The sequence below is a fragment of the Ramlibacter paludis genome, assembly GCF_022012305.1.
Classification (GTDB): domain Bacteria; phylum Pseudomonadota; class Gammaproteobacteria; order Burkholderiales; family Burkholderiaceae_C; genus Ramlibacter; species Ramlibacter paludis.
The window spans coordinates 434,257-459,556 of sequence record NZ_JAKLTM010000002.1 but is presented as its reverse complement, the minus strand read 5'-3'; the positions used below and the strand labels follow the sequence as shown (position 1 = coordinate 459,556).

Below are 25,300 nucleotides of genomic sequence, written 5' to 3'. Positions count from 1 at the left end.
AGCCTCCGTCTTCGGTGGGATGCTAGGAAGACGGCAATGTGAGCTCGCCGGTCGACTCGAAGCGCACATTCCCGATCCGCCCCCGCATCCGGTAGTCCAGCCGCGGCCGGTCCTGGCCGAACATGCCGAACAGCACCCGCGCCAGGCCCATGGCCGACGCGCTCACCGGCACCGAGACAAGGATCTCGCCGAAGCGCGGCACGGTGCCCTGGGTTTCGCTCACGCCGCTGGCAAACGCGGTGCCGCGCAGGTCGAGGTCGAGCGAGATGCCGTCGAAATCCAGCGGCGTGTCGTTGGGGTTCTGCACGCGCAGCAGGCAAAGGAACCGCAGTTCCATCCCCTGGCCGTCGAGCGACTGCACGTCGGCCACCTGCACCCGCAGCGGCTCGCGCAGCAGGTAGCCGGCGCAGCCGCCCAGCAGGAGGAGCGCGCCCGCTCCGAGAACACGGCGGCGAATCATGCGGCCTCCCCATCTTCATTGGCCATCTGCGAAAGGAATTCCACCGCGTAAGCGGCCACCGGCGAGAGCGTCCGGCCGCGCAGGGAAACGACCCCCAGCGAGGTGCGCACTTCGGGCAGGTCCCGCGGCGCCAGCGCGTGCAGCGTTCCCGCCTGCACTTCCGCGCGCACCAAGTTGGGCGTTCCGATCATCACCGAATCCGTGCCCAGCGTGAGCGTCTTCAGCAGGTGCACGTCGTCGCACTCCACGGCGATGGGCGGGCCTTCCTCCGGCGTGCAGTCCATCAGCTTGCACAGGATGACGTGCACCGGCTCGGGCAGGCGGCTGGTGACCAGGCCGAAGGCGCCGATATCCGCGGTGAGAAGCGGCCGCGCCGACAGCAGCGGGTGGCCGGTGCGCACGTAGAAGCCGCCGACGTGGCCGCTGATGGGGGTGACCTGCAGCGCGGGGTCGTCGCGGGCATAGCGCACGTCGCCGAAGAAGAACTCGTGTTCCTCGCGGGCCACGCACTGGATCAGCACCGCGGGGTTGGTCACCTGCACCCGCAGCCGGACGCCGGGGTGCCGCATGCGCAGGTCCAGCAGCAGGGGGCCGAGCAGGGTGGCGGCGGCGTACGGGCCGATGCCCATCGCCAGGTCGCCGATTTCCTGGTCGCGGTACAGCACGACGTCCCGCTCCAGCGCGCGCCAGTCGTTCACCACCCGCCGGATGCGGTCCACCACGTGCATGCCGGCCGCGGTGCACACCACGCCGCCGCGGCCGCCGCGGTCGAACAGCTTCATGCCCCATTCCTCTTCGGCCGCCTGGATGCTGCGGCTGAAGGCAGGCTGCGTCAGGTGCACCCGCTCCGCCGCCTGGCGGAAGTTGCGTTCGTCGGCAAGCGCAAGCACGTGCTGCATGCGTTTCAGGTCCATCGGCGGCCCCTCTATGCGTCGGTTGCATCGATTCTAGGAACTCAATGCATTGGACGGTTTTGTTGCGGCGCGGAAAAATTGAGGCCTAAAGTAATTGGAATGCTGGAGTGGCGGCGATGGGAAGCTTTGGAAACGAGGGCTCCGTGCACAGGCTGATGGGCGTGAGCCCGTCCCTGCTGCAGGGGTCCGTGGTGGAAAAGCTGCTGGCCATGCGGGCCGACTTCTGCCGCTTCAACGAGGCCCGGGGTTGCCGCACTGCAGTCTGGTATTCGGCCGGCTGGTTCCTGGAGTGGCACGAAGGCTCGGCCGAGGCCGTGGAGCAGGCCTGGAAAGCCTCGCAGACCTTCCGCTGGCTGGGCAAGCACCGGATGGTGCACCAGAGCCAGGGCCCGCGCGGGCTGGCCGAGACGCTCCACATCGCCACCGTGCACAGCCGCGAAACGCCCAACGACGTGGCGCGGCGCATCCACAGCGTGGGCCGCCAGCACGAGCTGGGCTGGGCCGCCGAGCCGGCCGAGATCTGGCGCCAGCTCACCGCGCCTTGCCTGCTGGCCGGCAAGGACGCGATGGCCGCCGTGGCGCGCGAGAACGTGTTTGCCGTCACCTCGGAGACAACGGGCTCGGTGGAACTGGTGCGGGCCATCGCCGAGCAGTACCGCGGCGACGTGGTCTACCAGCGCTTTGCGGGCGGCGATCTCACCGGCCCCGACGTGGGTGCGGCTTATGTCGACCTGCCGCACGACGGCCAGGTCACGCGCGTGCAGGCCTTGTCGCGCGGCGCGCTGGACAACTCCATGGTGCGCATGTCGCTGCAGCAGGCGCAGTGCCTGGTGCTGTTGCTGGGCAACCGCGGCAATGCCGCTGCGCGCCTGGCGCAATCCATCGTCGACCTCCTGGCCGAACAGGACGTGTGGCCCGCCGTGCGGCTCGTCGGAGCTTGCGCCGCCACCTGCGAGAGCGCCGTGCAGGCCCTGGCCGCGCTGCCGCAACTCGACGTGGCCGTCCGCTTCATCGACAAGTCGCACCGCGCGCCCGTCGACGCCGTGCTGGAAGCCATGAGCAACGTGAGCCGCGGGACGAGCAGCTTCGTGCCCGCGCGCGTCGACACCCCTTACTGAGGCGCGGTACGCAGCGACGGCGCCTTGCGGCGCCGCGTGCCTTGTTCGTAGGCGTGGGCGATGCGCAGCAGCTTGCCTTCGTCCCAGGCCGTGCCGGTGAACGACAGCCCCACCGGCAGCCCGCGCACGTCGCCCATGGGCACCGTGATGCTCGGATAGCCGGCGACGGCGGCCGGTGACGAGCTGGCCCCCAGGTAGGAATCGCCGTTGACGTGGTCGGTCAGCCAGGCCGGCGAGCCTGTGGGCGCGATGATCGCGTCGAGCCGGTTCCCGGCGAGCACCTGGTCGATGCCCTCGCGCGCGAGCTTGCGCGCCTTGGCCGCGGCGTCGATGTAGGCCTGGTCGGTCAGCGGCCCCTTGGCCTGCGCCTTGATGAACAGGTCCTGGCCGAAGTAGGGCATCTCCTTCGCCGCGTTCTTCTCGTTGAAGGCGATCACGTCGGCCAGCGTGCGTACCGGCACGCCGCGCCGCGTGGCGAGGTACCTGTCCATGCCGTCCTTCAGCTCGTAGAGCAGCACGTCGAGCTCGGCGTCGTCGTAGTCGCCGAGGTTGCCGAAGTCGGTGTTGTCCACGACTTCGGCGCCCAGCCGTTTCAGGTCCGCGATCGCCTGTTCGTAGAGGCGGTCCGTGTGTTGGCTGTAGCCGGTGACCCGCTTGCGTGCCACGCCTATCCGCAGGCCGGCGAGGCCACCCTGCAGGAAGCTGCGGTAGTCGCTCGCGACGTGGCCCTGGGCGGCGGCGGTCGCCGGGTCCTGCGGGTCGACGCCGGCGATGGCCGTGAGGACGGCGGCCGCATCGGCGACGCTGCGCGTCATGGGCCCTGCGGTGTCCTGCGAGGAGGAGATGGGCACGATGCCGGCGCGGCTCACCAGTCCGACGGTGGGCTTCAGGCCGACCAGGCCCGCCATGCTGCTGGGGCAGACGATGGAGCCGTCCGTCTCGGTGCCTATGCCGACCACCGCATAGCTGGCGGCGATGGCCGTGCCGGTGCCGGACGACGAGCCGCAGGGATTGCGGCGCGGATCGTAGGCGTTGTTGGTCTGGCCGCCGACCGCGCTCCAGCCGGAGGTGGACTTGGACGAGCGGATGTTGGCCCATTCGGAGAGGTTGGTCTTGCCGAGGACCACCGCGCCGGCATCGCGCAGCTTCTTCACGATGAAGGCGTCTTTCGTCGCGGGCGGGCCCACCAGGGCGAGCGAGCCGGCCGTGGTCATCATGTTGTCGCCCGTGTCGATGTTGTCCTTCACCAGGACCGTGATGCCGTGCAGCGGCCCGCGCACCTTGCCGCGCTTGCGTTCGGCGTCGAGGTCGCGCGCGATGGCGAGCGCGTCCGGGTTGGTGGTGATGACGGCGCGCGTGCGCGGGCCGGCGCGGTCGAAGCGTTCGATGCGGTCCAGCGAAGCGCGGGTGATCGCCACCGCGTTGGTGGCGCCGGCTTCCATCTGGTGCTGCAGGCCGGCGACCGAGCCTTCGACCAGGGCGGGTTGGGCGTGCGCCAGCGTGGCGGCGAGGAGCGGCGCGGCGAGCAGGGGGACGGTGCGTGGCATGCGCGGGAATATAAGCGCCTTCACGGCTCGGGATGCCACTCGAAGGACCTGGCGCCGAGGTCGAAGACGCCGACGCCGGCTGCCTGCTGCGGCAAGCGGAACAGCACTTCGCCGCCAGGCCCGGCCACCGTGCTGCCGCCGCCGTCGACGCTCTCCTCGGGACGATTGAGGGCGTTCGGCCAGTTCGTGTGCACGACGAATGCGCGCGTCGCCGCGGCCAGCCGCGCGATGTCGCGGACGTATTCGGGCGGGTCCTCCCTGGGCTTCTCGGGGTCCTGGCGCAAGGCGCCCGGCACGAAGACCAGGTCCGCGGCGCCGGCGGGGAGTTGCGTGCTCACGGTGTCCAGGTCGCCCACTTCGCGGCAGATCACCGCGGAGCACTTCATCTGCTGCAGCGTGCCGACCGGGCGGTGGGTGCCGCGCTCGAAGAAGGTCGCCTCGGGCTCGGTCAGCCCTTGCTTGGACACGACGGCGGCCAGCGCGCCGGACTCGTCGATCAGCAGGTGCGAGTTGTAGCGGGCCGTGCCGCTGCCGAAGGTGGGCGCCCCGACCGCGATCGCCATTCCCAGCTCGGCGCAGCGGGCCTGCAGCTGCTCGATGGCGGCCTGCACCGGGGCCTGCACGGCCTCGCGCGCGATCTGGCGGTGGAAGCCGGTGATGGCGAGCTCGGAGAATCCGCAGATCCGGGCGCCGCGTGCGTGCGCGAGTTCCATCGTCTTCAGAATGGCGGCGAGGTTCTCCTGCGTGGACCAGCGCATGGCGATCTGCGCGACGGCGATTCGTTTCATCGGGACTAGCTGGTTCGTGCGAAGGCCAACACGTCGTCGGGACTCCAGACGTGCCCCGGCCAGGAGCGGTAGCCGCGCAACCAGGGGACGCCCTCGATGCGGCGCAGGTAGAAGCCCTTGGGCGTTTCGTCGGCGTCGTCCAAAGGGGCGGATGCCACCGTGATCGAGCCGGGCGGGGCGCGATGCTGCGAAGGCGCGTGCCCCATGGCACCTTCCGGCTGGTCCAGGTACTGGAGGCGGAAGTGCGCGGCAAGTTCGAGCGGGCAGGGGAACAGGTCTCGCGCTGCCGCCAGTTCGAGGAGGGTCGCGAACGTCGCGCCCTTGCCCTCGGTGAGGCTGGCGACGGAGAGCGTGGCGACTTCGACGAGCGAACGGGTGGGCGCGGTGGTGAAGCGCTCGTCGGCGAAGAGTTCTTCCGCAGCGGCATTGAGCTGGACGCCGGCGGCGCGGAGGTCGGCCAGGAGCTGCGGCTTGCTGGTTTCGCCGATGCGGAGGGTGCGGTTCATCGAGAAAGCTTGCGCCGCAGCCGGGCTGCCGAACTGCGCTCGTTGGAAACGGGGCCGATGGGAATGGAGCCGACGACGGCCTCGCCCACCAGCCCGGGCAGGCGCTGGCGCCGCTCCTCCTGGAAGCCGAGCCGCTGCCAGAAGCGGAACGCGCGCTCGTTGGCGGCGTCGACCACGCCCCGCAGCTGCGAGCAGCCCCAGCCGGCTGCCTGCGCCTCGATCCGGTTCAGGCAGCGGATGCCCAGGTAGCTGCGCTGGTGCGACTCCATGAGGACGAGGAGCACGAGGTAGGCGTCGGCGGGCGTCGGATAGTGGCGCGCCACGTACGAGCAGCCGCAAAGCACGCCATCGGCGTAGATGGCCTGCAGGAAGATGTCGTCGCTCGTCCTGCCCTTGGGCACCGTGTCCATCATCCGGTCCGCATCGGCGTCGGTCGGCGTCCTGCCTTCGGTGGCGTGGGTGAAGGAGGGCGCGCCGCGGAACACCTCGCGCCAAGCGAGGCGATCCTCGGCGACCGAAGGGTCCAGCCGGCGATGGGTGAGGGTGGGCATGGGCGGCTCGATGCCTCAAGCGGCGGATTGCAGTGCCGCCAGCCGGCCGAGGGCCGTGGGCGTCGGGCAGTCGCGGAGTTGCGCCAGCAATTCGATCGCCAGATCCTCGGGTGGCTTGCCGATCGTGTCGATTTCGACGTCGTAAAGCATGCGCGCGTGGAGCCAGTCGAGCTGGCTTGCCGCAAGACCGATCTTCCGGTCGCCTCGTTGAAGTTCGCGCCTATCGAGTTCCGCGGGAGAACAGTGGACGCCGACCAGGTACGCGGGCCAGCCCTGCAAATGGTCCACCAGCAGACGGCGTGCCTGGGGGTTGGTCAGCGCCACGTCGAGGATCGTCTGCTGGCCGTGCCGTGAATACTGCAGCACCGCCGCGAACATGGCGCCGCACAAGGCGCTCATCATCGCCTGCCGGTCGATTTCGTCCCGTTGCTCCCAGCCGTCCCAGTAGCCGGGCGGCTCCATGGCGCGGAAGGCGTCGAGCTGGACGTGGTGCAGCGGTGCGTCGGACTGCTGCTGCATCGCCTTGGCCAGCGAGGTCTTGCCGGAGCTGGACGCGCCGTTCAGGACGATGATCCTTGCCGGCTCGAAGTCACTGCTATGCACGTTCCAGTCCCCGTGCCGGCAGCCAGCAGGCCATGCGCGTGGCCACTGCGCCCCTGCGCCGGAAGGGCGCGGAGATGGGGAAGAAGCCCAGCGCCCGGTAGGCGGGAAGGGCTCCGGGTGTCGCGTTGAGTTCCACCGTCTTCACTTCGGCGTGCTGTTCTTCGAGATGCGTACGCGCGGCTTCCCAGAGGGCCCGTCCGATGCCGTGGTGAAGGCGATCCGGCGCGACGAAGAACAGCTGCACGAGCGTGGGACGCGGCATCAGGATCACGCCCGTCACTTCTTCTACCGATACGTGGACGGCCGTGAACGTGGCTCCCGCCATGGCGACGGCGAGCTTGTCGGCAGTCGTCTCCCGCAGGAAATCCTCGCAAGCCGAAGGCTCCCAATCGGGCGCCACGTGCTGCAGGAAGCCCGCCTGCACCAGCCGGGAGATGGCGATGGCATCGGTGGGGACGGCGGGGCGCACGGGGAAGGTCACGGGGCGATCGACTGCATTTGGCCCGGGCGGCGGAACATGACGGTCATCTCCGCGCTCGGGATCTTGAAGCCGCGCGCGGCGTAGAAGTCCTTCGACTTGCCCAGCGCCTTGACATAGATCGGTGCCTCCGGATACCGGGCCGCGAGCAACTCCAACATCCGCGAGGCCAGGCCGCGGCGCTGGTGCGCAGGATGCACGACCAGCTCGCCGAGCATGGTGCTCATCACGCCATCGCTGAAGGCGGAGAGGTAGCCGACCAGCGCGCCTTCGTCCGTCGTCGCGCAGATCGTGCAGGGATAGGCCGCGATCGAGCGTGCCACGGTCTCGGGCGAGTTGGTGCCCCAGTCCATCGCGTCCAGAAGCGCTGCCAGTTCTTGCGCGTCGGGCTTTCTCGGTTCGACGGCGTACGGCATCACCGAGCCTTCGCCGTGAAGACGCCGGTCGCTCGCGCCAGGACCATCAGGACGGTCGGCCAGAACACCGTGTTGAGGACGTCGTGCAAGCTGGCGGCCCATCGCCAATGCCCGATGCTAAGGAGGTCGTCGCGCATGTCCACGGCCTCGCCGAGCAAGGCAACGGCAAGTACAGCGATCCACGGTAGCCAGGACGCCACCGGCCGCCTGCTGGCCGCGGCGGCGACGAGGAATACGGCGAGCCCCACGTAGATGTGAAGGGCGTCCTTCGAGAGGCCGGTCGCCGCGACGATGGCCAACTTGATCGCCTGGACTGCGGTGGTTTCCATGATGCGCTAATTGGGTTCTGACCCCAATTAGCGCATAAAAAAAGCCGGGTCCGCGGAAGCGGAACCCGGCTCGTGGAACCAGTGTTGATCAGCGGAGCTTGCTCGGGGCCACCCAGGTGTAGCCCAGGGCGGTGATGCCGTCGATGGTCTTCTGGAAGTCGGCCATGCCGGGCACGCCCAGGTCGGGTTCGAGCCAGAAGGGATGGAAGAAGAAGGAGGCCACGCCGTCGCGGATGGTCTTGGCGTACTTGGCGTTCAGGATGATGTCGTCGGCCGTGTAGTTGTAGTTGGAGGTCGGGTCGATCGTGCTGATGTCGTACTCGATGTTGCCCAGGTTCTCCGGCAGCACGCGCTGGCCGTAGTAGTCCTTGTAGATCTGGTACGGGTAGAACTGGCCCACGCCATAGTCCTTCGCCACCGAGGCGTAGTAGTTCGGCTTGTCGGCGGTGAAGTACACGGCGCGCTGGTAGGTCTTGCTGAACATCTGCGGCGCGGTGCGGGCCGTGATGGCGGACGCGTGGTAGTGCGGCGCTTCCCAGGCCATCGGGTTGAAGCCCAGGGCCTTCATGTCCACCAGGCCGTTGTTCAGGCGCCCTTGCACCCACGACACCGAATCTTCGGGCACCGGCGAGTTCTCGACGATGTCCCAGAACTCGTAGTCGTCGCCGCTCACCGCGGTGTGCGGGTTCTTCTTGTTGCCGTACTGGTGGGTGAAGCCGTGCATCACCAGCTCGCCGCCCTTGCTGCGGGCGTGGTTCAGCGCCTTCTGCAGGTTGGTGGCCTGCGACAGCGGTACTTCCTGGGGCACGCCGCCGTTGTACAGGCCCAGCGCATCGACGTAGCGCGGGATCACGGCGACGGAGAAGGGAATGGCCTTGCCGCCCAGGTAGTCGCTCAATTGCTTCATCGCGTCCACCGAGACCATCGCGCCTACGTCTTCCAGGCGCACCATGGCCTTGTGATAGAAGGCGTGGTCGATGCCCAGCATGTCGTGCAGCAGGTCGGCGAACACCAGGTAGCGGTCGCGCGGGCCGATGAAGCTGAAGGGCAGGTCGGCCACGTACCAGAAGTTGCCGGAGCGGGTGATGTAGCCGGCCGTCTCGTTCGTCTTGGGGCTCGCGATCGGCACGACGCGCTTGGCCTTGGTGGTGTCGGCGATGGTGACCACGCCGATGTCCGGGTCGCTGTTGGCCATGTTGCGGCCCGCGTCGTACTGGTAGTACTTGACGAAGTCCAGCCCCTTGTACTTCACGGTGTCGAAGAAGGGCGGGTTGGGATTCGACGACGAGGGGGCCGAACTCAAGCCCTTGAGCCCCGTGAAGTTGATCCCCTTGCCGGCGGTGAAGTTGTAAGCGGGGTTCCAGGCCAGCTGCCACAGGTTGTATTTGAACCAGACCATCGGCTTGGTGGTCGACATCACGTCGCTCAGGAAGGCCGCGGGCAGCTGGTGGTCGTAGGCCGCGCCCAGGTAGAAGGTCGCGCTGTACTTCTCCGTGCCGCCGGCCTGGTACTGCTGCACCGGCACCAGGTCCACCTGCGCATTGAAGTGCCCCAGCAGGTTGCGCAGCATGATCGCGTACGCGAGTCCCAGCTTGTCCCACTCCGAGCCGGAGGGCGCGTCGTAAAGCACTTGCACCGTGGGCGGCGGGGGTGTCGTCGTCTGGGCCTGCGCGGCGGAGCCGCCGAACAAGGCTGCAACGGTGGCAAGCGCGGCGACTACGCGCAGGAGGAAGGACTTCAACATGGGGGCCTCTTTCCGGACTCGTGTATCAAACTTGTGCGGATGTTGAATTTGTAAGCACCGCGAGTTCGACAGCAAGCGCCACCATTGCCGGTAGGTAGCTTCCTACCGTCCGTAGAATCCGCGCGATGAACCTGGTCGACGCGAGCGTGCAGGACTTGCAAGCGGCACTGCAAAGAGGCGCCGCCAGCAGCGTCTCGCTGGTGGATGCGTACTTTCATCGCATCGAAACGCTGGATCGCGGCGGCCCGAAGCTCAACGCTGTCATCGAAACGAATCCGGAAGCTCGTGCCTTGGCAGCGCGTTGCGATGAAGAACGCCGCGCCGGCCGGGTGCGCGGACCGTTGCACGGGATCCCGGTCCTGCTGAAGGACAACATCGCCACGGCCGATCGCATGCAGACCACCGCGGGCTCGTTGGCGCTGCTCGATGGCGGCGCCCCGCGCGATGCAAGCGTGGTCACGCGCCTGCGCGAGGCCGGCGCCGTGATCCTCGGCAAGACCAACCTGTCGGAATGGGCGAACTTCCGCTCCTCGCGTTCCACCTCGGGCTGGAGCTCGCGCGGCGGCCTCACGCGCAACCCGCATGCGCTCGATCGCAGTGCCAGCGGCTCCAGTTCGGGCTCCGCGGTCGCCGTGGCGGCCAGCCTCGCGCCCGTGGCCGTCGGCACCGAGACCGATGGCTCCATCGTGTCGCCGTCTTCGCAAAACGGCATCGTGGGGATCAAGCCCACGCAGGGACTGCTGCCTGGCGACGGCATCGTGCCCATCGCGGCTTCGCTCGATACCGCGGGACCGATGGCGCGCACGGTGGCGGATGCAGCGGCCTTGCTCGGCGTGCTGGCGGGACGCGACTACGCCGCGAGCCTGGACGCCGGCGCCCTCGCGGGCAAACGCATCGGCGTCGTCCGCAGCCACTTCGGCGGGCGCAACGACCTGGTGTCGGCGGTCATCGAGCAGGCCTTGCAGGTGCTGCAGGCGCAAGGCGCCGAACTGGTGGACCTGGCGGAGCTTCCGAATGAAAACCAGCTGGGCGCGAGCCGCAGCCTGGTGATGCTCTACGAGTTCCACGCCGGCATCGCGGCCTACCTCGCCGAGTACGCGCCGCGCTCGCCGCACAAGTCGCTGGCGGACCTGGTTGCCTTCAACGAGCGGGAGCGCGATCGCGTCATGCCGCACTTCGGGCAGGAGGTCTTCCTGCGGGCGCTGGACAAGGGCGCCGGGCTGGCTGCCGCGGAATACCGCGAGGCGCTGGCGACGCTGCGCCGCCTGTCACGCGAGGAGGGCATGGACCGCGTGCTGGGCGAGCATCGCCTCGATGCACTCGTCGCGCCCACCGGCCACCCCGCCTGCCTGATCGACCTGATTCGCGGCGACTTCTCCCTCGGCGGATTCTCGACGGCGGCCGCGTGTGCCGGCTACCCGCACATCACGGTGCCGGCCGGCTTCGTGCATGGCTTGCCTTGCGGGCTGTCCTTCGTCGGCACGGCAGGTCGCGACGCCGAAATGATCGCCCTCGCGTTTGCCTACGAGCAGGCGAGCCGGGCACGGCGGGCGCCGCAGTACCTTGCCTCAGCCGCGACCTAGCGCGTCCAGCGCCGCGTCGATCTCCGGCCGCAGCGCAGTGACCGGCAGCCGCGCCAGTTCGCGCAGCGGGTGCCGCTGAGCCAGCCGCTCGGCGACGTGGTAGCCCAGGACGTAGCCGGCGCGTCCCGGCACTTCGGCGTTCTCGTCGCGCCCGCCCAGGAACCAGCGCTTGTAGTCGCCCGGGGCGCGCGAATCGAGCAGGCCGCGCAGGTCGCGCGCCAGCTGCGGCCGGTTCGCCAGCACCCGCGCCGGGGTCGTGCGCGGCAGGCCGAAAATCGACACGCCGCCGGCTTGCGGGTTGAGCGTTTGCGCGACGTACGTGGCCAGGCCTTCGCGCCACAGCGCGGTGACCAGCGGATCGTCGTCGCGTTCCGCTTCGCCGGCCGCGGCGAACTGCCCCTGGTAGATGTGGAACAGCTCGTGGTGGAAGAAGGGCTGCGGGTCGATGCCTTCGCCGTACACCCACGCGATCATGTCCACGCCGAACAGCAGCGCGGTGCGGCCGTCGACGCGGCGCGTGCCGCCGTCGAAGCCGCCCAGCGAATGCAGGAAGTAGATGTCGCCGCGGTAGTCCAGGTCCGGGAAGGTCTCGCGAAAGCGCGCCTCGTAGCGCGGCAGGTCGCGCGCGATGGAGGTGGACAGGCGCCGCATCAGGTCGGTGCGGTCGGCCAGGATAGGCAGCACCCGCAGGTAGCGGCGCTGCAGCTGCTCGCCGTAAGGCTTGGCCGGATCGAGGCCGATCACGTTGGGCGCGTAGGCGTCGGGGTGCCGCGCGGCGACCTCCTGCTCGAACAGCGCGGCTTGCGCTTCCGGAGCCAGTCCTTGCGCCCGCGCATGGAAGGCCCAGAAGTCGGGCATCAGGTCGATGACGCGGTAGCCGGCGGCCTGCGCCCGCGCGGCCACCGGGAGCAGGGACGAAAGAAGCAGGGTGCGGCGTCGCATGTCAGGGCAGGGTGATGCCGGGGAAGATCTTGATCACGGCGGAGTCGTCCTCCTTGGCGTAGCCCGCCGTCGAGGCCTGCATGAACATCTGGTGCGCGGTGGAAGCGAGCGGCAGCGGGAATTTGCTGGCGCGCGCGGTATCGAGCACCAGGCCCAGGTCCTTCACGAAGATGTCGACGGCCGACAGCGGCGTGTAGTCGCCGGCCAGCACGTGGGCCATGCGGTTCTCGAACATCCAGCTGTTGCCGGCGCTGTGCGTGATCACCTCGTAGAGCGCCTGCGGGTCCACGCCTTCGCGCAGGCCGAGCGCCATGGCCTCGGCGGCGGCGGCGATGTGCACGCCGGCCAGCAGCTGGTTGATGATCTTCACCTTGCTGCCGGCACCGGCGCTGTCGCCCAGGCGGTAGACCTTGCCGGCCATCGCATCGAGCACGGCGCCCGCGGCGGCATAGGCCGCCGGCTTCGCGGCGCTCATCACCGTCATCTGGCCGCTGGCGGCCTTGGCGGCGCCGCCGGAAATGGGCGCATCGATGTAGTGGATGCCGCGCTCGCCGAGCTTCGCTTCCAGCGCCACCGACCAGTTCGGGTCCACCGTGGAACACATGACGAAGGTGCTGCCTGGCTGCATCGCCGCGGCCGCGCCGCCCTCGCCGAACAGCACGCTGTCGGTCTGCTGCGCGTTGACCACCACGCTGACCACCACGGGGCAGGCGGCCGCAACCTCAGCCGGTGTCGCGCAGGCCACGCCGCCTTCCTTCGTGAAGGCCGCGGCCACGCCGGGGCGCACATCGCAAACGTGCACTTCGTAGCCGTTGCGCCTGAGCGTTGCCGCGATGCCCGCGCCCATCGCCCCCAGTCCGATCACGCCTGCTTGCATTTTTTGCCTCCGCTCCATGAGCCGTTCTCCTTGGCCGGACATCATGACAGAGCAGCCCGGCCATCGTCCTACATGCGCTGGCGCGAGGCTTGCCTAGCATGGGCTTCATACGGAGATTCACACGATGCAGTATTCAGCCAAGAAGAATGCCTTGCTGGCCGTGATGGTTGCCGCGGCCGCCCTGGTGGCGGTGGACGCCAACGCCGCCAGGAATTCCGCGCCGGCCAAGCCGGCCGCCAAGACGGAAGCCGCCGTCGACGTGCCGCCGCCTTCGGGCACCTGGGAGTCCAAGCCGCCGCCGGCCGAAGGCTACGTCTGGTCCACCGGCTACTACGAGTGGAAGGACGGCCGCTACGCCTGGAAGAAAGGTGAGTGGGTCCTGCTCAAGGAAGGCATGGAGTACCGCCAGCACAAGTGGGTGCAGCGCGCCGACGGCAAGTACGTCCTGACCGGGGGCGACTGGGTCGCCGCCGGGGACAAGGTCAGCAAGCGCTGATCGCCGCGCAGCGGCAACGTCCTACACCGCGGGGACGCTGCTCTTCCTAGGATCGGTGTTTTCCGGGGGAACGACACCGATGCCGACGCAGCAGGACCAGCCGGCCCGCAAGGACCACATCGACACCAGCCACGACTACGCGGTGTGCGCCTGGGCGCGCCACTTCAACGTGAGCCAGCAGCGGGTGAAGGAAGCCGTGCGGGCCGTGGGGAGCGAGGCGGAGCGGGTGCGCGAGCACCTCACGCGCTCGACGGAGCGTCCTTCGGCCTGACCTGGAAAACCTGGCGCAGGTAAGCCAGGAAGGTCTCGTCGGTCGCCAGCGTCTTCCCGGGCGAATCCGACAGCTTCGCCACCGGCTGCCCGTTCGCCTCCACCAGCTTCATCACGATGTTGAGGGGTTCCAGCCCCATGTCGTTGGTAAGGTGGGTCCCGATTCCGAAGCCCAGCTGCACGCGGTCGCCGAAATGCCGGTACAGGGCGATGGCGCGCGGCAGGTCCAGCCCGTCGGAAAACACCAGCCGCTTGGAATGCGGGTCGACCTTCAGCGCCGCATAGTGCGCCAGCGCCTTCTCGCCCCAGGCCACCGGATCGCCGGAGTCGTGCCGCAGGCCCTCGAACAGCTTGGCGAAATAGAGGTCGAAGTCGGCCAGGAAGGCGTCCATGCCCACCGTGTCGGTGAGCGCAATGCCCAGGTCGCCGCGGTACTCCTGCACCCATTCCTCCAGCGCCGCCTTCTGGAAATCGCGCAGCCGCATCCCCAGCGCCTGGAAGGTCTGCAGGTACTCGTGGCCCATGGTGCCGATGGGCGTGGTGCCCAGGTCGCGCGCCAGCAGCACGTTGCTCGTGCCCTTGAAGAACTGCGGCACGGCATCCAGCAGGGTGCGCACCATCTCGCGCTGCCACACGCGGGAATGGCGGCGCCGCACGCCGAAGTCGAAGAACTCGAAGGGGTGCTGCAGCGCCGGCTGGCGGGCGAAGTCGCGCAGCAGCGCCACCTTGGCCTGCAGCCGCCGCCGCCCCTCGGCCAGCGCGGCGACCGGCGCCAGCCGCCGGAAGTAGAGCTCGTTGACGATCGCCAGCACGAAGATCTCGAAGCCCATCACGTGCACCTGCGGGCCGCGCGCCTCGATCCGCAGGGCGTCGCCGTCCGTCGAGGCGTGGATGAAGTCCCGCTGCAGATGGAAGATCCGCAGGAAGTCGACGAAGTCGCCGCGGATGAAGCGCAGCGATGCGAGGAAGTCCAGGTCCTCCCGCTCGAAGCGCAGGCGGCACAGGTGGTCCAGTTGCGCGTTCACTTCGTCCAGCAGCTCCGCCAGGGGGTACTGCGGCGTGTTGCGGCAGACGAAGCGGTACGTGGCCTGCGTTTCCGGATGCCGGTGCAGCATCGGCTGCCACATCGTGAACTTGTACAGGTCCGTGTCCAGGAGGCTCAGGATGACGGGGTTGGACGCCATGCGGGCCATTCTGGCCCAGGGCGGCGGGAAAAGGCCCGAAACCTATAATCGAAGGTTCAGCTGGACCCCCATGAAAAACCCCAACTTCACCGTCGCCGACATCCGCCAGACCTTCCTCGATTTCTTCAAGGACAAGGCCCACACGGTGGTCGCCTCGAGCCCCCTGGTGCCGGGCAACGACCCGACGCTGATGTTCACCAATTCGGGCATGGTGCAGTTCAAGGACGTGTTCCTGGGCACCGACAAGCGCCCGTACGTGCGCGCGGCCTCGGTGCAGGCCTGCCTGCGTGCCGGCGGCAAGCACAACGACCTGGAGAACGTGGGCTACACGGCGCGGCACCACACCTTCTTCGAGATGCTGGGCAACTGGTCGTTCGGCGACTACTTCAAGCGCGATTCGCTGAAGTGGGGCTGGGAGCTGCTGACGCAGGTCTACAAGCTGCCGGCGGACAAGCTCTGGGCCACCGTCTACATCGACGACGACGAGGCCTACGACATCTGGACCAAGGAGATCGGCCTGCCGCCCGAGCGCGTGGTGCGCATCGGCGACAACAAGGGCGCCAAGTACGCCAGCGACAACTTCTGGATGATGGCCGACACCGGCCCCTGCGGCCCCTGCTCGGAGATCTTCTACGACCACGGCCCCGAGATCCCCGGCGGCCCCCCGGGCAGCCCGGAGCAGGACGGCGACCGCTACATCGAGATCTGGAACCACGTGTTCATGCAGTTCGACATGCAGCCGGACGGCTCGCTGCGCCCGCTGCCCGCGCCCTGCGTCGACACCGGCATGGGCCTGGAGCGCCTGGCTGCGATCCTGCAGCACGTGCACAGCAACTACGAGATCGACATCTTCCAGGCGCTGATCGCGGCCGCCGGCAAGGAAACGCACACGAGTGACCTGTCGAATCCTTCGCTGCGGGTGATCGCCGACCACATCCGCGCCACCAGCTTCCTGGTGGCCGACGGCGTGATCCCGTCGAACGAAGGCCGCGGCTACGTGCAGCGCCGCATCATCCGCCGCGCCATCCGCCACGGCTACAAGCTGGGCCAGAAGACGCCTTTCTTCCACAAGCTGGTGCCCACGCTGGTCAAGCTGATGGGCGAGGCCTATCCGCACCTGGCGGCCGCCGAGAAGAAGGTGATGGACGTGCTGAAGGCCGAAGAAGAGCGCTTCTACGAGACGCTCGCCAACGGCATGGAGATCCTCGACACCACGCTCGCCGGTGGCCAGAAGGTGCTGCCCGGTGACGTGGCTTTCAAGCTGCACGACACCTACGGCTTCCCGCTCGACCTGTCGGCCGACGTGTGCCGCGAGCGCGGCGTGTCGGTGGACGAGGCCGGCTTCACCGCCGCCATGGAAAAGCAGAAGGCGGCCGGCCGCGCGGCGGGCAAGTTCAAGATGGACCGCGCGCTGGAATACGGCGGCGCCGGCAACGTCTTCATCGGCTACGACAAGCTCGAAGAGCAGGCCACCGTGCTGGCGCTGTACCGCGACGGCACGCCGGTGCAGCAGCTCGAGGAAGGCCAGCCGGGCGTCGTGGTGCTGGACACCACGCCCTTCTATTCCGAAAGCGGCGGCCAGGTGGGCGACAGCGGCACGCTGGCGGCCGAGGGCCTGCAGTTCGGCGTGGAAGACACGCAGAAGATCAAGGCCGACGTGTTCGGCCACCACGGCGTGCAGACGCAGGGCACGCTGAAGGTCGGCGACAAGGTCAAGGCCGCCGTCGACCTCCAGCGCCGCGCCGCCACCATGCGCAACCACAGCGCCACGCACCTGATGCACAAGGCGTTGCGCGAAGTGCTGGGCGAGCACGTGCAGCAGAAGGGTTCGCTGGTCGACGCCGACAAGACGCGCTTCGACTTCACCCACAATGCGCCGGTCACGCCGGAGCAGGTGCGCGAAATCGAGCAGCGCGTGAACGCCGAGATCCTGGAGAACCACGCCACCCAGGCGCGGGTGATGGACATCGAGTCGGCCAAGGCCACCGGCGCGATGATGCTGTTCGGCGAGAAGTACGGCGAGACCGTGCGCGTGCTGGACATCGGCAGCAGCCGCGAGCTGTGCGGCGGCACCCACGTGCAGCGCACCGGCGACATCGGCCTCTTCAAGGTCGTGGGCGAAGGCGGCGTGGCCGCCGGCATCCGCCGCATCGAAGCCGTGACGGGCGCGAATTCGCTGCACTACCTGCAGGAGCTCGAAGGCACCGTGCAGGCGGTGGCCGGCTCGCTCAAGTCCGCGCCCACGGAACTCAATGGCCGGGTGGCGCAGGTGCTGGACCAGGTGCGTTCGCTGGAAAAGGAAGTGGCGCAGCTCAAGGGCAAGCTCGCTTCCTCGCAGGGCGACGAACTGGTGGCGCAGGCGGTCGAGGTCAAGGGCATCAAGGTGCTGGCCGCGCGGCTGGAAGGCGCGGACGCCAAGACGCTGCGCGACACCATGGACAAGCTCAAGGACAAGCTCAAGTCGGCGGCCATCGTGCTGGCGACGGTCGACGGCGCCAAGGTGCAGCTGGCGGCCGGCGTGACGGCGGATCGCATGGGCAAGGTCAAGGCCGGCGAGCTGGTGAATTTCGTGGCCCAGCAGGTCGGCGGCAAGGGTGGCGGCAAACCGGACCTGGCCATGGCCGGCGGCACGGATGCCAGCAAGCTGGCCGGCGCGCTGCAGTCGGTGCAGCAATGGGTGGCGGAGCGGGCCTGATGGACCGCCGGCGCGTCCTGGCCGCGAGCCTGGCCCTGGTGTTGCCGGCGGCGCGGGCCGCCCAGGTGCAGACCAGGCCGCTGGCCCATGCGGCCTGGCAGGCGCTGGATCTCGAGGGCAACAAGGTCGCCGTGCCGGCTGCCGGCAAGGCGACCATCGTCAACTTCTGGGCCAGCTGGTGCGAGCCCTGCCGCACGGAGATGCCCACGCTGCAGCAGATGGCCGACTTCTACAGCGACAAGCTCGTCCTGCAGGCGGTCAACTTCAAGGAACGGGGCGCGGCGGTGCAGCGCCACGTGAAGAACGCTGCCTGGACGGTGCCGGTGCTGCTGGACCCCCTGGGCGAGGGCGCGGCGGGCTGGAACGTCAAGATCTTCCCCACCACGGTCGGGTTCGACGCCAAGGGGGTGCCGCGCTGGCGCGTGCAAGGCGAGTACGACTGGTCGAGCAGCGAAGCAGGCAAGCTGGTTGAAGGGCTTTGGCGCTGACGGCATACTCGCCGTCATGCTCCATCGTCGTCATATTCTCCAAGGCGCTGCCGCGGCAGCTGCGTCCCTCACCCTCCCGCACGCTGCTGTCGCGCAGGAGCGGAAGTTCGCGCCGCAGCCGGGCGGCTGGCGCACCTTCGAGCTGACCACCCGCGCCGAGCCGAACCTGTCGCAGGGCGCCACCCGTGTCTGGCTGCCGATTCCCTCGGTCGACAACAACGAGTGGCAGCGTTCGCTGGAAAGCAGCTTCACCACCAACGGCACGGCCGTGCGCACCACCGATGGCAAGGACGGCGCGGCCATCCTGCTGGTGGATTTCGATGCATCGATCAAGCAGCCTTACGTCGAGCTCACCAACCGGGTGCAGACGCGCAACCGCGCCGTCGACTGGGCGAAGAAGACCCCCGTCCGGCTGGACGCCGGCGACGCCGAGTACTGGACCCGCCCCACCAGCCTGATTCCCACCGACGGCATCGTGCGCGAGACCGCCCGCAAGGCGATCGGCGACGCGCGCACCGACGAGGACAAGGTGCGCCGCCTGTACGACTGGGTGGTGGCCAACGCCTACCGCGAGCCGCAGGTGCGCGGCTGCGGCGAAGGCGACATCAAGACCATGCTGGAGACCGGCAACCTGGGCGGCAAGTGCGCGGACATCAACGCGCTGTTCGTCGGCCTCTCGCGCTCGGTGGGCATTCCGGCGCGCGACGTGTACGGCCTGCGTCTCGCGCCTTCGGCCTTCGGCTACAAGGAACTGGGCAGCAACTCGGCCAGCCTGAAGGGCGCGCAGCATTGCCGCGCCGAGGTCTTCCTGCAGTCCAAGGGCTGGGTCGCGATGGACCCGGCCGACGTGGCCAAGGTGATGCGGCAGGAAACGCCGACCTGGATCAAGACGGTGCAGGACCCGGTGGTGGCTCCCGTCTACAAGGCGCTGTACGGCGGCTGGGAAGGCAACTGGGTCGCCTACAACATGGCCCACGACGTCGACCTGCCCGGCTCGCGCATGGGCAAGCTGGGCTTCCTGATGTACCCCACGGCGGAAGACAAGCAGGGGCGCTTCGATTCCTATGCGCCGGACGATTTCAAGTACGTGATCTCGGCCAAAGAGATCAAGGCCTGATTCGCGGTCCCCGCTTTCAGCGCTTGCGGAACACGACGTCCCAGACGCCGTGCCCGAGGCGCAGCCCGCGGTTCTCGAACTTGGTGAGCGGGCGGTAGTCCGGCTTGGGCGCGAAGCCCGGGGCCGTGTTCACGAGCTGCGGCTCGGCGGCCAGCACTTCGAGGATCTGCTGCGCGTAAGGCTCCCAGTCGGTGGCGCAGTGGATGTAGGCACCGCTCTGCATGCGCGGCAGCAGCTTGGCGACGAAGTGCGGCTGCACCAGGCGGCGCTTGTTGTGGCGTGCCTTGTGCCAGGGATCGGGGAAGAAGATGTGCACGCCCGCGAGCGACTCGGGCGGCAGCATGTTGTCCAGCACCTCCACCGCGTCGTGTTCGACGATGCGGATGTTGCCGATCTCCTGTTCGCCGATGCGCTTGAGCAGCGCGCCGACGCCAGGCGGATGCACCTCGCAGCACAGGAAGTTGTCGTCCGGACGCACGCTCGCGATGTGTGCCGTGGCCTCGCCCATGCCGAAGCCGATCTCGAGGATCGTCGGTGCGGCACGGCCGAAGAGGGCGGCGAGGTCGACCGGCCGGGACTGGTAAGGCACCAGGAAGGTCGGTCCCAGCGTCTCCAGCGCCTTGGCCTGGCCGGCGGTGGTGCGGCCGGCGCGGCGCACGTAGCTGCGGATGCCGCGCGGGAAGGGGACCGTGTCGGGGGCCACGCTCTCGGGCGTGTTCTTGGGTTCGCTCATGCCGTGATTGTCCACTGCGCGGCCCAGGCTTCGACGGCCGAGCTGAGCCAGCCGGCCAGGGCTTGCTCTCCGGGGATGGTGAGCCCCAGGGTGGCTGCCGCCGATTGCAATGCGGCGAGCGGATCGCGCAGGTCGAGAGGCGCGGCACCGTTCTGCTTGGAGAGCTTCTCGCCGTTGGCGCCGAGGACCAGCGGCGTGTGCAGGTAGGCCGGCGTCGGCAGTCCCAGCGCGCCTTGCAGCAGCAACTGGCGCGCGGTGTTGTCGGCGAGGTCTTCGCCGCGGACGACGTGGGTGATGCCCTGGTCGGCGTCGTCGACGACGACTGCCAGCTGATAGGCGAAGAGGCCGTCGGCGCGCTGGAGGACGAAGTCGCCGACGGCCTCAGCCACGAACTGTTGCTGGGGCCCGAGCCGGCGATCCTGCCATTGCACGACGCCGGGTGCGACGCGGAAACGCCAGGCCCGCGCGGTGCGTCCATGCAGGCCGCCGCGGCACGTGCCGGGATACACCAGTTCGCCATGCCGCGGCCGCTCGCGTCCGAGGGCGCGCAAAGCCTCTTCGATGTCCTTGCGCGAGCAGGCGCAGGGGTAGGCGTCGCCGGCGGCTGCGAGTCGATCGAGCGCCGCCTGGTAGAGCCCGTCGCGCTGCGACTGCCAAACCGGTTCTTCATCCGGCACCAGCCCGCAGGCCGCCAGCTGGCGCAGGATTTCTTCGTCCGCCCCGGGCACGCAACGCGGCCGGTCCACGTCCTCGATGCGCACCAGCCACGTGCCGCCCTGCGCGCGCGCATCGAGCCAGCTCGCGAGCGCCGCCACCAGCGAGCCCGCATGCAGCGGACCGGTGGGCGAGGGCGCGAAGCGGCCGCGGTACGCGCTCATGCCGTCGTGTGGCGCTCCAGCAGCGCGCTGCGCGTCGCCGGGCTTTCCAGTTGCGCCAGCCACCATTGCAGCGCGCGGCCGGGACCGAGGTTGCCGGCGTTGCGCCAGGCGTAGCTCATGCGGATCTTGCGCGTCGGCCTCTGCACGTCGCGCGCGACGAGGCGGCCGCTGGCGAGATAGGGACGCGCCAGCGGCTCCGGCAGGAAGCCGCCGCCCAGCCCGCGCAGCTGCGCATCCAGCTTGGCGCGGATGCTGGACACCGTGAACACGTCCTGCCCGGCGAGCAGGCCCATGGTGAGGGCGGCGCCGCGTTGCTGCGCCGAGTCGGAGACGGCAACGGCCCGGTGCTTGAGCAGCACTTCGTCGGAGATCGGCTGTGCGGCGGAGGCCAGGGGATGGTGCGGCGCGACCGCGTAGACGAACAGCAGGTCGCCCAGCTCGTGGCTCTGGATGCCGGCCGTGGTGCCGGGCTCCAGCACCACGCCCAGCGCCAGGTCGGCGCGGCCGGCGATCACGGCTTCCAGCGTGCCACCCAGGACCTCCTCGCGCACCCGCAGGCGCGTGGTCGGCTGCAATGCGTAGAAGGATTCGGCCAGTTCCATCGTGGTGGAGACGGACAGCGCGCTGTCGACGGCCACCGTGAACTCGGCCTCCCAGCCGGTGGCGACGCGCTTCACGCGGTTGGCCATCGCATCGATGTCCTGCAGCAGTTGCTGGCCGGCGCAGATCAGCTCGTTGCCGGCGGCCGTGAGCTTCGCCTGGCGCGAGCTGCGGTCGAACAGCAGCACGTCCAGCGCGTCCTCGACCTGGCGCACGCGGTAGGTCACGGCGCTGGGGACCAGGCCCAGGTCGCGCGCGGCGGCCGCGAAGCTGCCGCGATCGGCCACGGCCTGCACCAGCGCCAGCGCGTCGGGAGTCAGGACTTCTCGGGGGGTGGGCATCGCATTATTCAGTTTTTTCGAATGATGCCATCAAAAACCGGGGTGCCTCGCCCAGGCTTGTCGCCCCTACATTCAGGTTCGTTGAAAGGAATCCCCATGCTGACCTTGCGCAAATCCCAGGACCGCGGCTATGCCGACCACGGCTGGCTGAAGTCCTTCCACAGCTTCTCGTTCGCCGGTTACTACGACCCCAAGCACATGGGCTTCGGCAACCTGCGCGTGATCAACGAGGACCGCATCGCCCCGGGCACCGGCTTCGGCACGCACGGCCACCGCGACATGGAAATCATCAGCTACGTGCTTTCGGGCCAGCTGGCGCACAAGGACACGCTGGGCAACGTCAAGGGCATCCCGCCCGGCGACGTGCAGCGCATGAGCGCGGGCCGCGGCGTGCAGCACAGCGAGTTCAACCACGCCAAGGACCAGACCACGCACTTCCTGCAGATCTGGATCGAGCCGAACGTGACGGGCATCGAGCCGGGCTACGAGCAGAAGGGCTTTGCCGAGGCCGAGAAGCGCGGCAAGCTGCGCCTCGTGGCTTCGCCGGACGGCGCGCAGGGTTCGGTGACCATCCACGCCGATGCGCGCGTCTACGCCGGCCTCTTCGAAGGCGCCGAGACCGCGAGCATCGCCCTCGACCCGAAGCGGCAGGCCTACGTGCACCTGGTGCGCGGTGCGCTCACCGTCAACGGCAACAAGCTGGCCGCCGGCGACGCCGCGATGCTGGTTGCCGAATCGCAGATCACCCTGGCCGAGGGCAAGGACGCCGAAGTGCTGGTGTTCGACCTCGCGGCCGACTGAGTTTTTCTTCATTTTCATCAACGACAGGGAGCTTTTGCTATGCCCACCATCCACACCACCAACACCCAATCCGGCGCCCATGACGTCATGGCCCTGATCGGCCGCGTGCTGATCGCCTACATGTTCATCCCGGCCGGCTGGGGCAAGATCGCCGGCTTCGCCGGCACGGTGGGCTACATCGCCTCCAAGGGCGTGCCGCTGCCCGAGGTGTGCGCCGCGATCGCCATCGCCGCCGAACTGGGCCTGGGCCTGCTGCTGCTGGTCGGCTTCCAGGCGCGCTGGGCCGCGCTGGGCCTCGCGATCTTCACCGCCGTGATCACGCCGATCTTCCACAACTACTGGGGCGTGCCGGAAGCGCAGGTCATGATGCAGAAACTGAGCTTCACCAAGAACCTCGCCATCGTCGGCGGCCTGCTCGCCTTTGCCGCCTTCGGCGCCGGCCGCCTGAGCCTCGACGGCAAGCGAAACAATGCCTGAAGTCGTCGTCGTCTACCACTCCGGCTACGGCCACACCCAGCGCCTGGCGCAGGCGGTGGCCCGCGGCGCCGGGGCCACGCTGCTCGCCATCGATGCCGAGGGCAACCTGCCCGCCGGCGGCTGGGAGCAGCTGAAGGCGGCCGACGCCATCATCTTCGGCTCGCCCACCTACATGGGCAGCGTGAGCTGGCAGTTCAAGAAGTTCGCCGACGCGTCCAGCAAGCAGTGGTTCGCGCAGGAATGGAAGGACAAGCTGGGCGCCGGCTTCACCAACAGTGCCGGCATGAACGGCGACAAGCAGGGCACGCTGACCACGCTGTTCACGCTGGCCATGCAGCACGGCATGCTCTGGGTGAGCCAGGGCCTGATGCCGGCCAACACCAAGGCGGCGAAGCGCGACGACGTCAACTACCTGGTGTCGTACAGCGGCGCGATCGCGCAGTCGCCCTCGGATGCCGGCGCGGATGCGATGGCCGCGGGCGACCTGGAAACCGCGCGCATCTTCGGCGAAAGGGTGGCCGCTGCGGCGCAGCGCTGGACCGTAGGCCGGGGTGGCAACCCCGGCTTCCAGCCGCAGTAAAGTCCAGGGCATGCCCATTGCCCAACTCCTCGACGGCCACCAGAAGGACCTGGGCGGCGGCTTCCTCGTGCGGCGGCTGCTGCCCGCCGCGCGCCAGCGCAGCGTCGGTCCCTTCATCTTCTTCGACCACTTCGGCCCCGCGCGCGAAACGCCGGACGCCAACCACGACGTGCGGCCGCACCCGCACATCGGCCTGGCGACGGTGACCTACCTGTTCGAGGGCGCGATGATGCACCGGGACAGCCTGGGCAGCACGCAGCTGATCGAACCCGGCGCCATCAACTGGATGACCGCGGGCCGCGGCATCGTCCACTCCGAGCGCAAGCCCGAGCACCTGCGCGGCCAGGAGTACGTCAACCACGGCTTGCAGCTGTGGACCGCGCTGCCGCTGGCGCAGGAGGAAGTGGCGCCCTCGTTCTCGCACACGCCCGCCGATGCGATCCCCGAGTGCAGCGTCGGCGATGCGCGCGTGCGCGTGTTGGTGGGCGAGGCCTTCGGCGTGCGCTCGCCGGTGGCGGCCTTGTCGCCAACGATCTATCTCGACATCTGGCTGCCGGCGGGCGGGCGCGTGGAATTGCCCGCGTTGGCGGCGGAGCTGGCGCTGTATGGCGTGGACCATGCGGTGGAAGTCGATGGCACCGCCTTGCCCGAGAAGGTGATGGCCGTGCTGGAGCCCGGCAAACCGAGCGTCGTCTTCGCGCCGTCCGGCGCGCGCCTGGTCGTGGTGGGCGGCGCGCCGCTCGATGCGCCGCGCCACATGTGGTGGAACTTCGTGTCCAGCCGCAAGGAGCGCATCCTCCAGGCCAGCGAGGATTGGGAGGCGATGCGGATGGGGACGGTGCCGGGCGACGACCAGGAATTCATCCCGTTGCCGCCGACGCGCTTCACGCCGCCGGAGCCGATCTCCTGAGGAGCATGTCATCCCGGCCTCGAGCCGGGATCCATCCCCGGTGGGTTGTTCAAGCGCCGGGCGATGGATTGCGGGTCAAGCCCGCAATGACAAGGTCTCTCACTTGGGCTTGAGCGCTGGATCCAGCGCTTCCCGCTCGTCGAACACGAAGCACTTCCCCTCGAAGTGCGCCCCGCCGGTCTCCTCGAAATACTTGAGGATCCCGCCTTCCAGCTGCCACACGTCGTGCAGCCCCGCCTCGCGCATCACCAGCGCCGCCTTCTCGCAGCGGATGCCGCCGGTGCAAAAGCTCACCACGGTCTTGCCCTGCAGCTCGTCGAGGTGCTCCTCCAGGGCCTGCGGAAACTCGCTGAACTTGGCGATGCGCCAGTCGATCGCGCCGGAGAAGGTGCCGTAGTCCACTTCGAAGGCATTGCGCGTGTCCAGCGTCACCACCGGCCGGCCGGCGTCGTCGTGGCCCTGGTCCAGCCAGCGCTTGAGCGTCGCGGCATCGAGCGCCGGCGCGCGGCCCGCCTGCGGCTGGATCGCCGGGTGGTTCATGCGGATGATCTCGTGCTTGAACTTCACCAGCATGCGGCCGAAAGGCACGGTGTCCGACCAGCTTTCCTTCGCCTGCAGGTCGGCCAGGCGCGGGTCGGCGCGCAGCAACGCCAGGAATTCGCGCACGTTCGCCTCCGTTCCCGCCAGGAAGAGGTTGATGCCTTCGCCGGCCAGCAGCACCGTCCCCTTCAGCTGCAGGGAAATCGCCCGCTCCAGAAGCGGGGCGCGCATGTCCTGCGCATCGGGCAGGGCGACGAATCGGTAGGCGGAAACGTTGAGGACTTTGTTCACGGCAGGGGATTCTCGCAAGAAGTCAAGGGCCGCCGGTTTTCTA

The 25,300-nt window shown here is 68.8% G+C and carries 29 protein-coding genes; 11 read left to right on the top strand and 18 right to left on the bottom strand.

The features are described from left to right. Positions 1 to 22: 22 nt before the first annotated feature. Together LZ009_RS08925 and LZ009_RS08920 are read right to left on the bottom strand one after the other, a co-directional pair. The gene (locus LZ009_RS08925; RefSeq protein WP_275697554.1) at positions 23 to 460 is read right to left on the bottom strand and encodes an LEA/WHy family protein; all 438 of its coding nucleotides are present in this window, start codon (positions 458 to 460) and stop codon (positions 23 to 25) included. Then, entirely contained in the window at positions 457 to 1,374 is a 918-nt protein-coding gene (locus LZ009_RS08920; protein ID WP_275697553.1) for a LysR family transcriptional regulator, read from the bottom strand. The genes LZ009_RS08925 and LZ009_RS08920 overlap by 4 nt, the downstream gene beginning before the upstream one ends. Positions 1,375 to 1,517: 143 nt before the next feature. On the opposite strand from LZ009_RS08920, the gene LZ009_RS08915 reads away from it, so the two are divergent. Then, positions 1,518 to 2,492, top strand: coding sequence for a hypothetical protein (locus tag LZ009_RS08915; protein ID WP_275697552.1), 975 nt, complete (start codon positions 1,518 to 1,520; stop codon positions 2,490 to 2,492). Here the strand turns inward: LZ009_RS08915 and LZ009_RS08910 are convergent. The 9 genes from LZ009_RS08910 to LZ009_RS08870 all read right to left on the bottom strand — a co-directional run bounded on the left by LZ009_RS08910 (position 2,486) and on the right by LZ009_RS08870 (position 9,454). After that, positions 2,486 to 4,039, bottom strand: coding sequence for an amidase (locus LZ009_RS08910; protein WP_275697551.1), 1,554 nt, complete (start codon positions 4,037 to 4,039; stop codon positions 2,486 to 2,488). The two genes, LZ009_RS08915 and LZ009_RS08910, sit on opposite strands and share 7 nt — an antisense overlap. Before the next feature lie 20 nt (positions 4,040 to 4,059). Continuing rightward, positions 4,060 to 4,827, bottom strand: a complete 768-nt coding sequence (locus LZ009_RS08905; RefSeq protein WP_275697550.1) for a carbon-nitrogen hydrolase family protein — start codon at positions 4,825 to 4,827, stop codon at positions 4,060 to 4,062. Between the two features lie 5 nt (positions 4,828 to 4,832). After that, a complete protein-coding gene (locus LZ009_RS08900) occupies positions 4,833 to 5,333 on the bottom strand; it encodes a hypothetical protein (RefSeq protein WP_275697549.1) in 501 nt (166 codons plus the stop codon). Next, a complete protein-coding gene (locus LZ009_RS08895; protein ID WP_275697548.1) occupies positions 5,330 to 5,884 on the bottom strand; it encodes a GNAT family N-acetyltransferase in 555 nt (184 codons plus the stop codon). Before LZ009_RS08895 ends, LZ009_RS08900 begins: the two co-directional genes overlap by 4 nt. A 15-nt stretch (positions 5,885 to 5,899) precedes the next feature. Then, positions 5,900 to 6,487, bottom strand: coding sequence for a chloramphenicol phosphotransferase CPT family protein (locus LZ009_RS08890; protein WP_275697547.1), 588 nt, complete (start codon positions 6,485 to 6,487; stop codon positions 5,900 to 5,902). Continuing rightward, positions 6,480 to 6,968 (bottom strand): GNAT family N-acetyltransferase, encoded by a 489-nt coding sequence (locus LZ009_RS08885; protein WP_275697546.1) that lies wholly within the window; start codon positions 6,966 to 6,968, stop codon positions 6,480 to 6,482. The genes LZ009_RS08890 and LZ009_RS08885 overlap by 8 nt, the downstream gene beginning before the upstream one ends. Further along, positions 6,965 to 7,381: a GNAT family N-acetyltransferase gene (locus LZ009_RS08880; protein ID WP_275697545.1), complete on the bottom strand. Its 417-nt coding sequence runs from the start codon at positions 7,379 to 7,381 to the stop codon at positions 6,965 to 6,967. Before LZ009_RS08880 ends, LZ009_RS08885 begins: the two co-directional genes overlap by 4 nt. After that, a complete protein-coding gene (locus LZ009_RS08875; RefSeq protein ID WP_275697544.1) occupies positions 7,381 to 7,710 on the bottom strand; it encodes a hypothetical protein in 330 nt (109 codons plus the stop codon). Before LZ009_RS08875 ends, LZ009_RS08880 begins: the two co-directional genes overlap by 1 nt. Before the next feature lie 88 nt (positions 7,711 to 7,798). After that, the gene (locus LZ009_RS08870; protein WP_275697543.1) at positions 7,799 to 9,454 is read right to left on the bottom strand and encodes a DUF2334 domain-containing protein; all 1,656 of its coding nucleotides are present in this window, start codon (positions 9,452 to 9,454) and stop codon (positions 7,799 to 7,801) included. A 125-nt stretch (positions 9,455 to 9,579) separates the two neighbouring features. On the opposite strand from LZ009_RS08870, the gene LZ009_RS08865 reads away from it, so the two are divergent. Then, positions 9,580 to 11,037, top strand: a complete 1,458-nt coding sequence (locus LZ009_RS08865) for an amidase (RefSeq protein ID WP_275697542.1) — start codon at positions 9,580 to 9,582, stop codon at positions 11,035 to 11,037. On the opposite strand, the gene LZ009_RS08860 is transcribed toward LZ009_RS08865, so the two are convergent. Both LZ009_RS08860 and ltnD read right to left on the bottom strand, forming a co-directional pair. Further along, the gene (locus tag LZ009_RS08860) at positions 11,023 to 11,979 is read right to left on the bottom strand and encodes a DUF2268 domain-containing putative Zn-dependent protease (RefSeq protein WP_275697541.1); all 957 of its coding nucleotides are present in this window, start codon (positions 11,977 to 11,979) and stop codon (positions 11,023 to 11,025) included. The genes LZ009_RS08865 and LZ009_RS08860 overlap by 15 nt on opposite strands. A gap of 1 nt (position 11,980) precedes the next feature. Continuing rightward, positions 11,981 to 12,898, bottom strand: coding sequence for an L-threonate dehydrogenase (gene ltnD / locus LZ009_RS08855; protein WP_346730731.1), 918 nt, complete (start codon positions 12,896 to 12,898; stop codon positions 11,981 to 11,983). A gap of 82 nt (positions 12,899 to 12,980) precedes the next feature. On the opposite strand from ltnD, the gene LZ009_RS08850 reads away from it, so the two are divergent. After that, positions 12,981 to 13,352 (top strand): hypothetical protein, encoded by a 372-nt coding sequence (locus LZ009_RS08850; protein WP_275697539.1) that lies wholly within the window; start codon positions 12,981 to 12,983, stop codon positions 13,350 to 13,352. A 79-nt stretch (positions 13,353 to 13,431) separates the two neighbouring features. Then, positions 13,432 to 13,623, top strand: a complete 192-nt coding sequence (locus tag LZ009_RS08845) for a DUF3606 domain-containing protein (protein ID WP_275697538.1) — start codon at positions 13,432 to 13,434, stop codon at positions 13,621 to 13,623. Here LZ009_RS08845 and pncB read toward each other — a convergent pair. Then, a complete protein-coding gene (pncB, locus tag LZ009_RS08840) occupies positions 13,592 to 14,806 on the bottom strand; it encodes a nicotinate phosphoribosyltransferase (protein ID WP_275697537.1) in 1,215 nt (404 codons plus the stop codon). The two genes, LZ009_RS08845 and pncB, sit on opposite strands and share 32 nt — an antisense overlap. A 70-nt stretch (positions 14,807 to 14,876) precedes the next feature. Here pncB and alaS point away from each other — a divergent pair, with 70 nt between their 5' ends. The 3 genes from alaS to LZ009_RS08825 are packed head-to-tail and all read left to right on the top strand — an operon-like array spanning position 14,877 to position 19,106. Further along, on the top strand, positions 14,877 to 17,501 hold the full coding sequence (gene alaS / locus LZ009_RS08835; protein ID WP_275697536.1) for an alanine--tRNA ligase: 2,625 nt from the start codon (positions 14,877 to 14,879) through the stop codon (positions 17,499 to 17,501). Continuing rightward, positions 17,501 to 17,989, top strand: a complete 489-nt coding sequence (locus tag LZ009_RS08830) for a TlpA family protein disulfide reductase (RefSeq protein ID WP_275697535.1) — start codon at positions 17,501 to 17,503, stop codon at positions 17,987 to 17,989. Before alaS ends, LZ009_RS08830 begins: the two co-directional genes overlap by 1 nt. 16 nt (positions 17,990 to 18,005) lie before the next feature. Beyond that, positions 18,006 to 19,106: a transglutaminase-like domain-containing protein gene (locus LZ009_RS08825; RefSeq protein ID WP_275697534.1), complete on the top strand. Its 1,101-nt coding sequence runs from the start codon at positions 18,006 to 18,008 to the stop codon at positions 19,104 to 19,106. 16 nt (positions 19,107 to 19,122) lie between these two features. Here LZ009_RS08825 and trmB read toward each other — a convergent pair whose 3' ends face one another. From trmB to LZ009_RS08810, 3 genes are read right to left on the bottom strand one after another with little or no spacing between them, the layout of a single operon-like run. Then, positions 19,123 to 19,839, bottom strand: a complete 717-nt coding sequence (gene trmB / locus LZ009_RS08820) for a tRNA (guanosine(46)-N7)-methyltransferase TrmB (RefSeq protein ID WP_275697533.1) — start codon at positions 19,837 to 19,839, stop codon at positions 19,123 to 19,125. Continuing rightward, positions 19,836 to 20,717 carry a tRNA glutamyl-Q(34) synthetase GluQRS gene (gene gluQRS / locus LZ009_RS08815; protein WP_275697532.1) on the bottom strand — a complete coding sequence of 294 codons (882 nt, stop codon included), beginning with the start codon at positions 20,715 to 20,717 and terminating at the stop codon, positions 19,836 to 19,838. Before gluQRS ends, trmB begins: the two co-directional genes overlap by 4 nt. Next, on the bottom strand, positions 20,714 to 21,658 hold the full coding sequence (locus LZ009_RS08810) for a LysR family transcriptional regulator (protein ID WP_275697531.1): 945 nt from the start codon (positions 21,656 to 21,658) through the stop codon (positions 20,714 to 20,716). Before LZ009_RS08810 ends, gluQRS begins: the two co-directional genes overlap by 4 nt. A gap of 96 nt (positions 21,659 to 21,754) precedes the next feature. On the opposite strand from LZ009_RS08810, the gene LZ009_RS08805 reads away from it, so the two are divergent. From LZ009_RS08805 to LZ009_RS08790, 4 genes are read left to right on the top strand one after another with little or no spacing between them, the layout of a single operon-like run. Further along, the gene (locus LZ009_RS08805) at positions 21,755 to 22,459 is read left to right on the top strand and encodes a pirin family protein (protein WP_275697530.1); all 705 of its coding nucleotides are present in this window, start codon (positions 21,755 to 21,757) and stop codon (positions 22,457 to 22,459) included. A gap of 39 nt (positions 22,460 to 22,498) precedes the next feature. Then, positions 22,499 to 22,936: a DoxX family protein gene (locus LZ009_RS08800; protein WP_275697529.1), complete on the top strand. Its 438-nt coding sequence runs from the start codon at positions 22,499 to 22,501 to the stop codon at positions 22,934 to 22,936. After that, on the top strand, positions 22,929 to 23,516 hold the full coding sequence (locus LZ009_RS08795) for a flavodoxin family protein (protein WP_275697528.1): 588 nt from the start codon (positions 22,929 to 22,931) through the stop codon (positions 23,514 to 23,516). The genes LZ009_RS08800 and LZ009_RS08795 overlap by 8 nt, the downstream gene beginning before the upstream one ends. Positions 23,517 to 23,526: 10 nt before the next feature. Beyond that, a complete protein-coding gene (locus LZ009_RS08790) occupies positions 23,527 to 24,426 on the top strand; it encodes a pirin family protein (RefSeq protein ID WP_275697527.1) in 900 nt (299 codons plus the stop codon). A gap of 99 nt (positions 24,427 to 24,525) precedes the next feature. On the opposite strand, the gene LZ009_RS08785 is transcribed toward LZ009_RS08790, so the two are convergent. Further along, entirely contained in the window at positions 24,526 to 25,257 is a 732-nt protein-coding gene (locus LZ009_RS08785; protein ID WP_275697526.1) for a sulfurtransferase, read from the bottom strand. Between the last annotated feature and the right edge of the window lie 43 nt (positions 25,258 to 25,300).

Coding starts and splice junctions, on each gene's coding strand:
- LZ009_RS08880 (WP_275697545.1), bottom strand. CDS start 7,381: ATGCCGTACGCCGTCGAACCGAGAAAGCCCGACGCGCAAGAACTGGCA.
- LZ009_RS08910 (WP_275697551.1), bottom strand. CDS start 4,039: ATGCCACGCACCGTCCCCCTGCTCGCCGCGCCGCTCCTCGCCGCCACG.
- gluQRS (WP_275697532.1), bottom strand. CDS start 20,717: ATGAGCGCGTACCGCGGCCGCTTCGCGCCCTCGCCCACCGGTCCGCTG.
- LZ009_RS08905 (WP_275697550.1), bottom strand. CDS start 4,827: ATGAAACGAATCGCCGTCGCGCAGATCGCCATGCGCTGGTCCACGCAG.
- LZ009_RS08895 (WP_275697548.1), bottom strand. CDS start 5,884: ATGCCCACCCTCACCCATCGCCGGCTGGACCCTTCGGTCGCCGAGGAT.
- ltnD (WP_346730731.1), bottom strand. CDS start 12,898: ATGTCCGGCCAAGGAGAACGGCTCATGGAGCGGAGGCAAAAAATGCAA.
- alaS (WP_275697536.1), top strand. CDS start 14,877: ATGAAAAACCCCAACTTCACCGTCGCCGACATCCGCCAGACCTTCCTC.
- LZ009_RS08805 (WP_275697530.1), top strand. CDS start 21,755: ATGCTGACCTTGCGCAAATCCCAGGACCGCGGCTATGCCGACCACGGC.
- LZ009_RS08900 (WP_275697549.1), bottom strand. CDS start 5,333: ATGAACCGCACCCTCCGCATCGGCGAAACCAGCAAGCCGCAGCTCCTG.
- LZ009_RS08920 (WP_275697553.1), bottom strand. CDS start 1,374: ATGGACCTGAAACGCATGCAGCACGTGCTTGCGCTTGCCGACGAACGC.
- LZ009_RS08830 (WP_275697535.1), top strand. CDS start 17,501: ATGGACCGCCGGCGCGTCCTGGCCGCGAGCCTGGCCCTGGTGTTGCCG.
- LZ009_RS08850 (WP_275697539.1), top strand. CDS start 12,981: ATGCAGTATTCAGCCAAGAAGAATGCCTTGCTGGCCGTGATGGTTGCC.
- LZ009_RS08865 (WP_275697542.1), top strand. CDS start 9,580: ATGAACCTGGTCGACGCGAGCGTGCAGGACTTGCAAGCGGCACTGCAA.
- trmB (WP_275697533.1), bottom strand. CDS start 19,839: ATGAGCGAACCCAAGAACACGCCCGAGAGCGTGGCCCCCGACACGGTC.
- LZ009_RS08810 (WP_275697531.1), bottom strand. CDS start 21,658: ATGCCCACCCCCCGAGAAGTCCTGACTCCCGACGCGCTGGCGCTGGTG.
- LZ009_RS08925 (WP_275697554.1), bottom strand. CDS start 460: ATGATTCGCCGCCGTGTTCTCGGAGCGGGCGCGCTCCTCCTGCTGGGC.
- LZ009_RS08790 (WP_275697527.1), top strand. CDS start 23,527: ATGCCCATTGCCCAACTCCTCGACGGCCACCAGAAGGACCTGGGCGGC.
- LZ009_RS08795 (WP_275697528.1), top strand. CDS start 22,929: ATGCCTGAAGTCGTCGTCGTCTACCACTCCGGCTACGGCCACACCCAG.
- LZ009_RS08875 (WP_275697544.1), bottom strand. CDS start 7,710: ATGGAAACCACCGCAGTCCAGGCGATCAAGTTGGCCATCGTCGCGGCG.
- pncB (WP_275697537.1), bottom strand. CDS start 14,806: ATGGCGTCCAACCCCGTCATCCTGAGCCTCCTGGACACGGACCTGTAC.
- LZ009_RS08860 (WP_275697541.1), bottom strand. CDS start 11,979: ATGCGACGCCGCACCCTGCTTCTTTCGTCCCTGCTCCCGGTGGCCGCG.
- LZ009_RS08870 (WP_275697543.1), bottom strand. CDS start 9,454: ATGTTGAAGTCCTTCCTCCTGCGCGTAGTCGCCGCGCTTGCCACCGTT.
- LZ009_RS08825 (WP_275697534.1), top strand. CDS start 18,006: ATGCTCCATCGTCGTCATATTCTCCAAGGCGCTGCCGCGGCAGCTGCG.
- LZ009_RS08845 (WP_275697538.1), top strand. CDS start 13,432: ATGCCGACGCAGCAGGACCAGCCGGCCCGCAAGGACCACATCGACACC.
- LZ009_RS08800 (WP_275697529.1), top strand. CDS start 22,499: ATGCCCACCATCCACACCACCAACACCCAATCCGGCGCCCATGACGTC.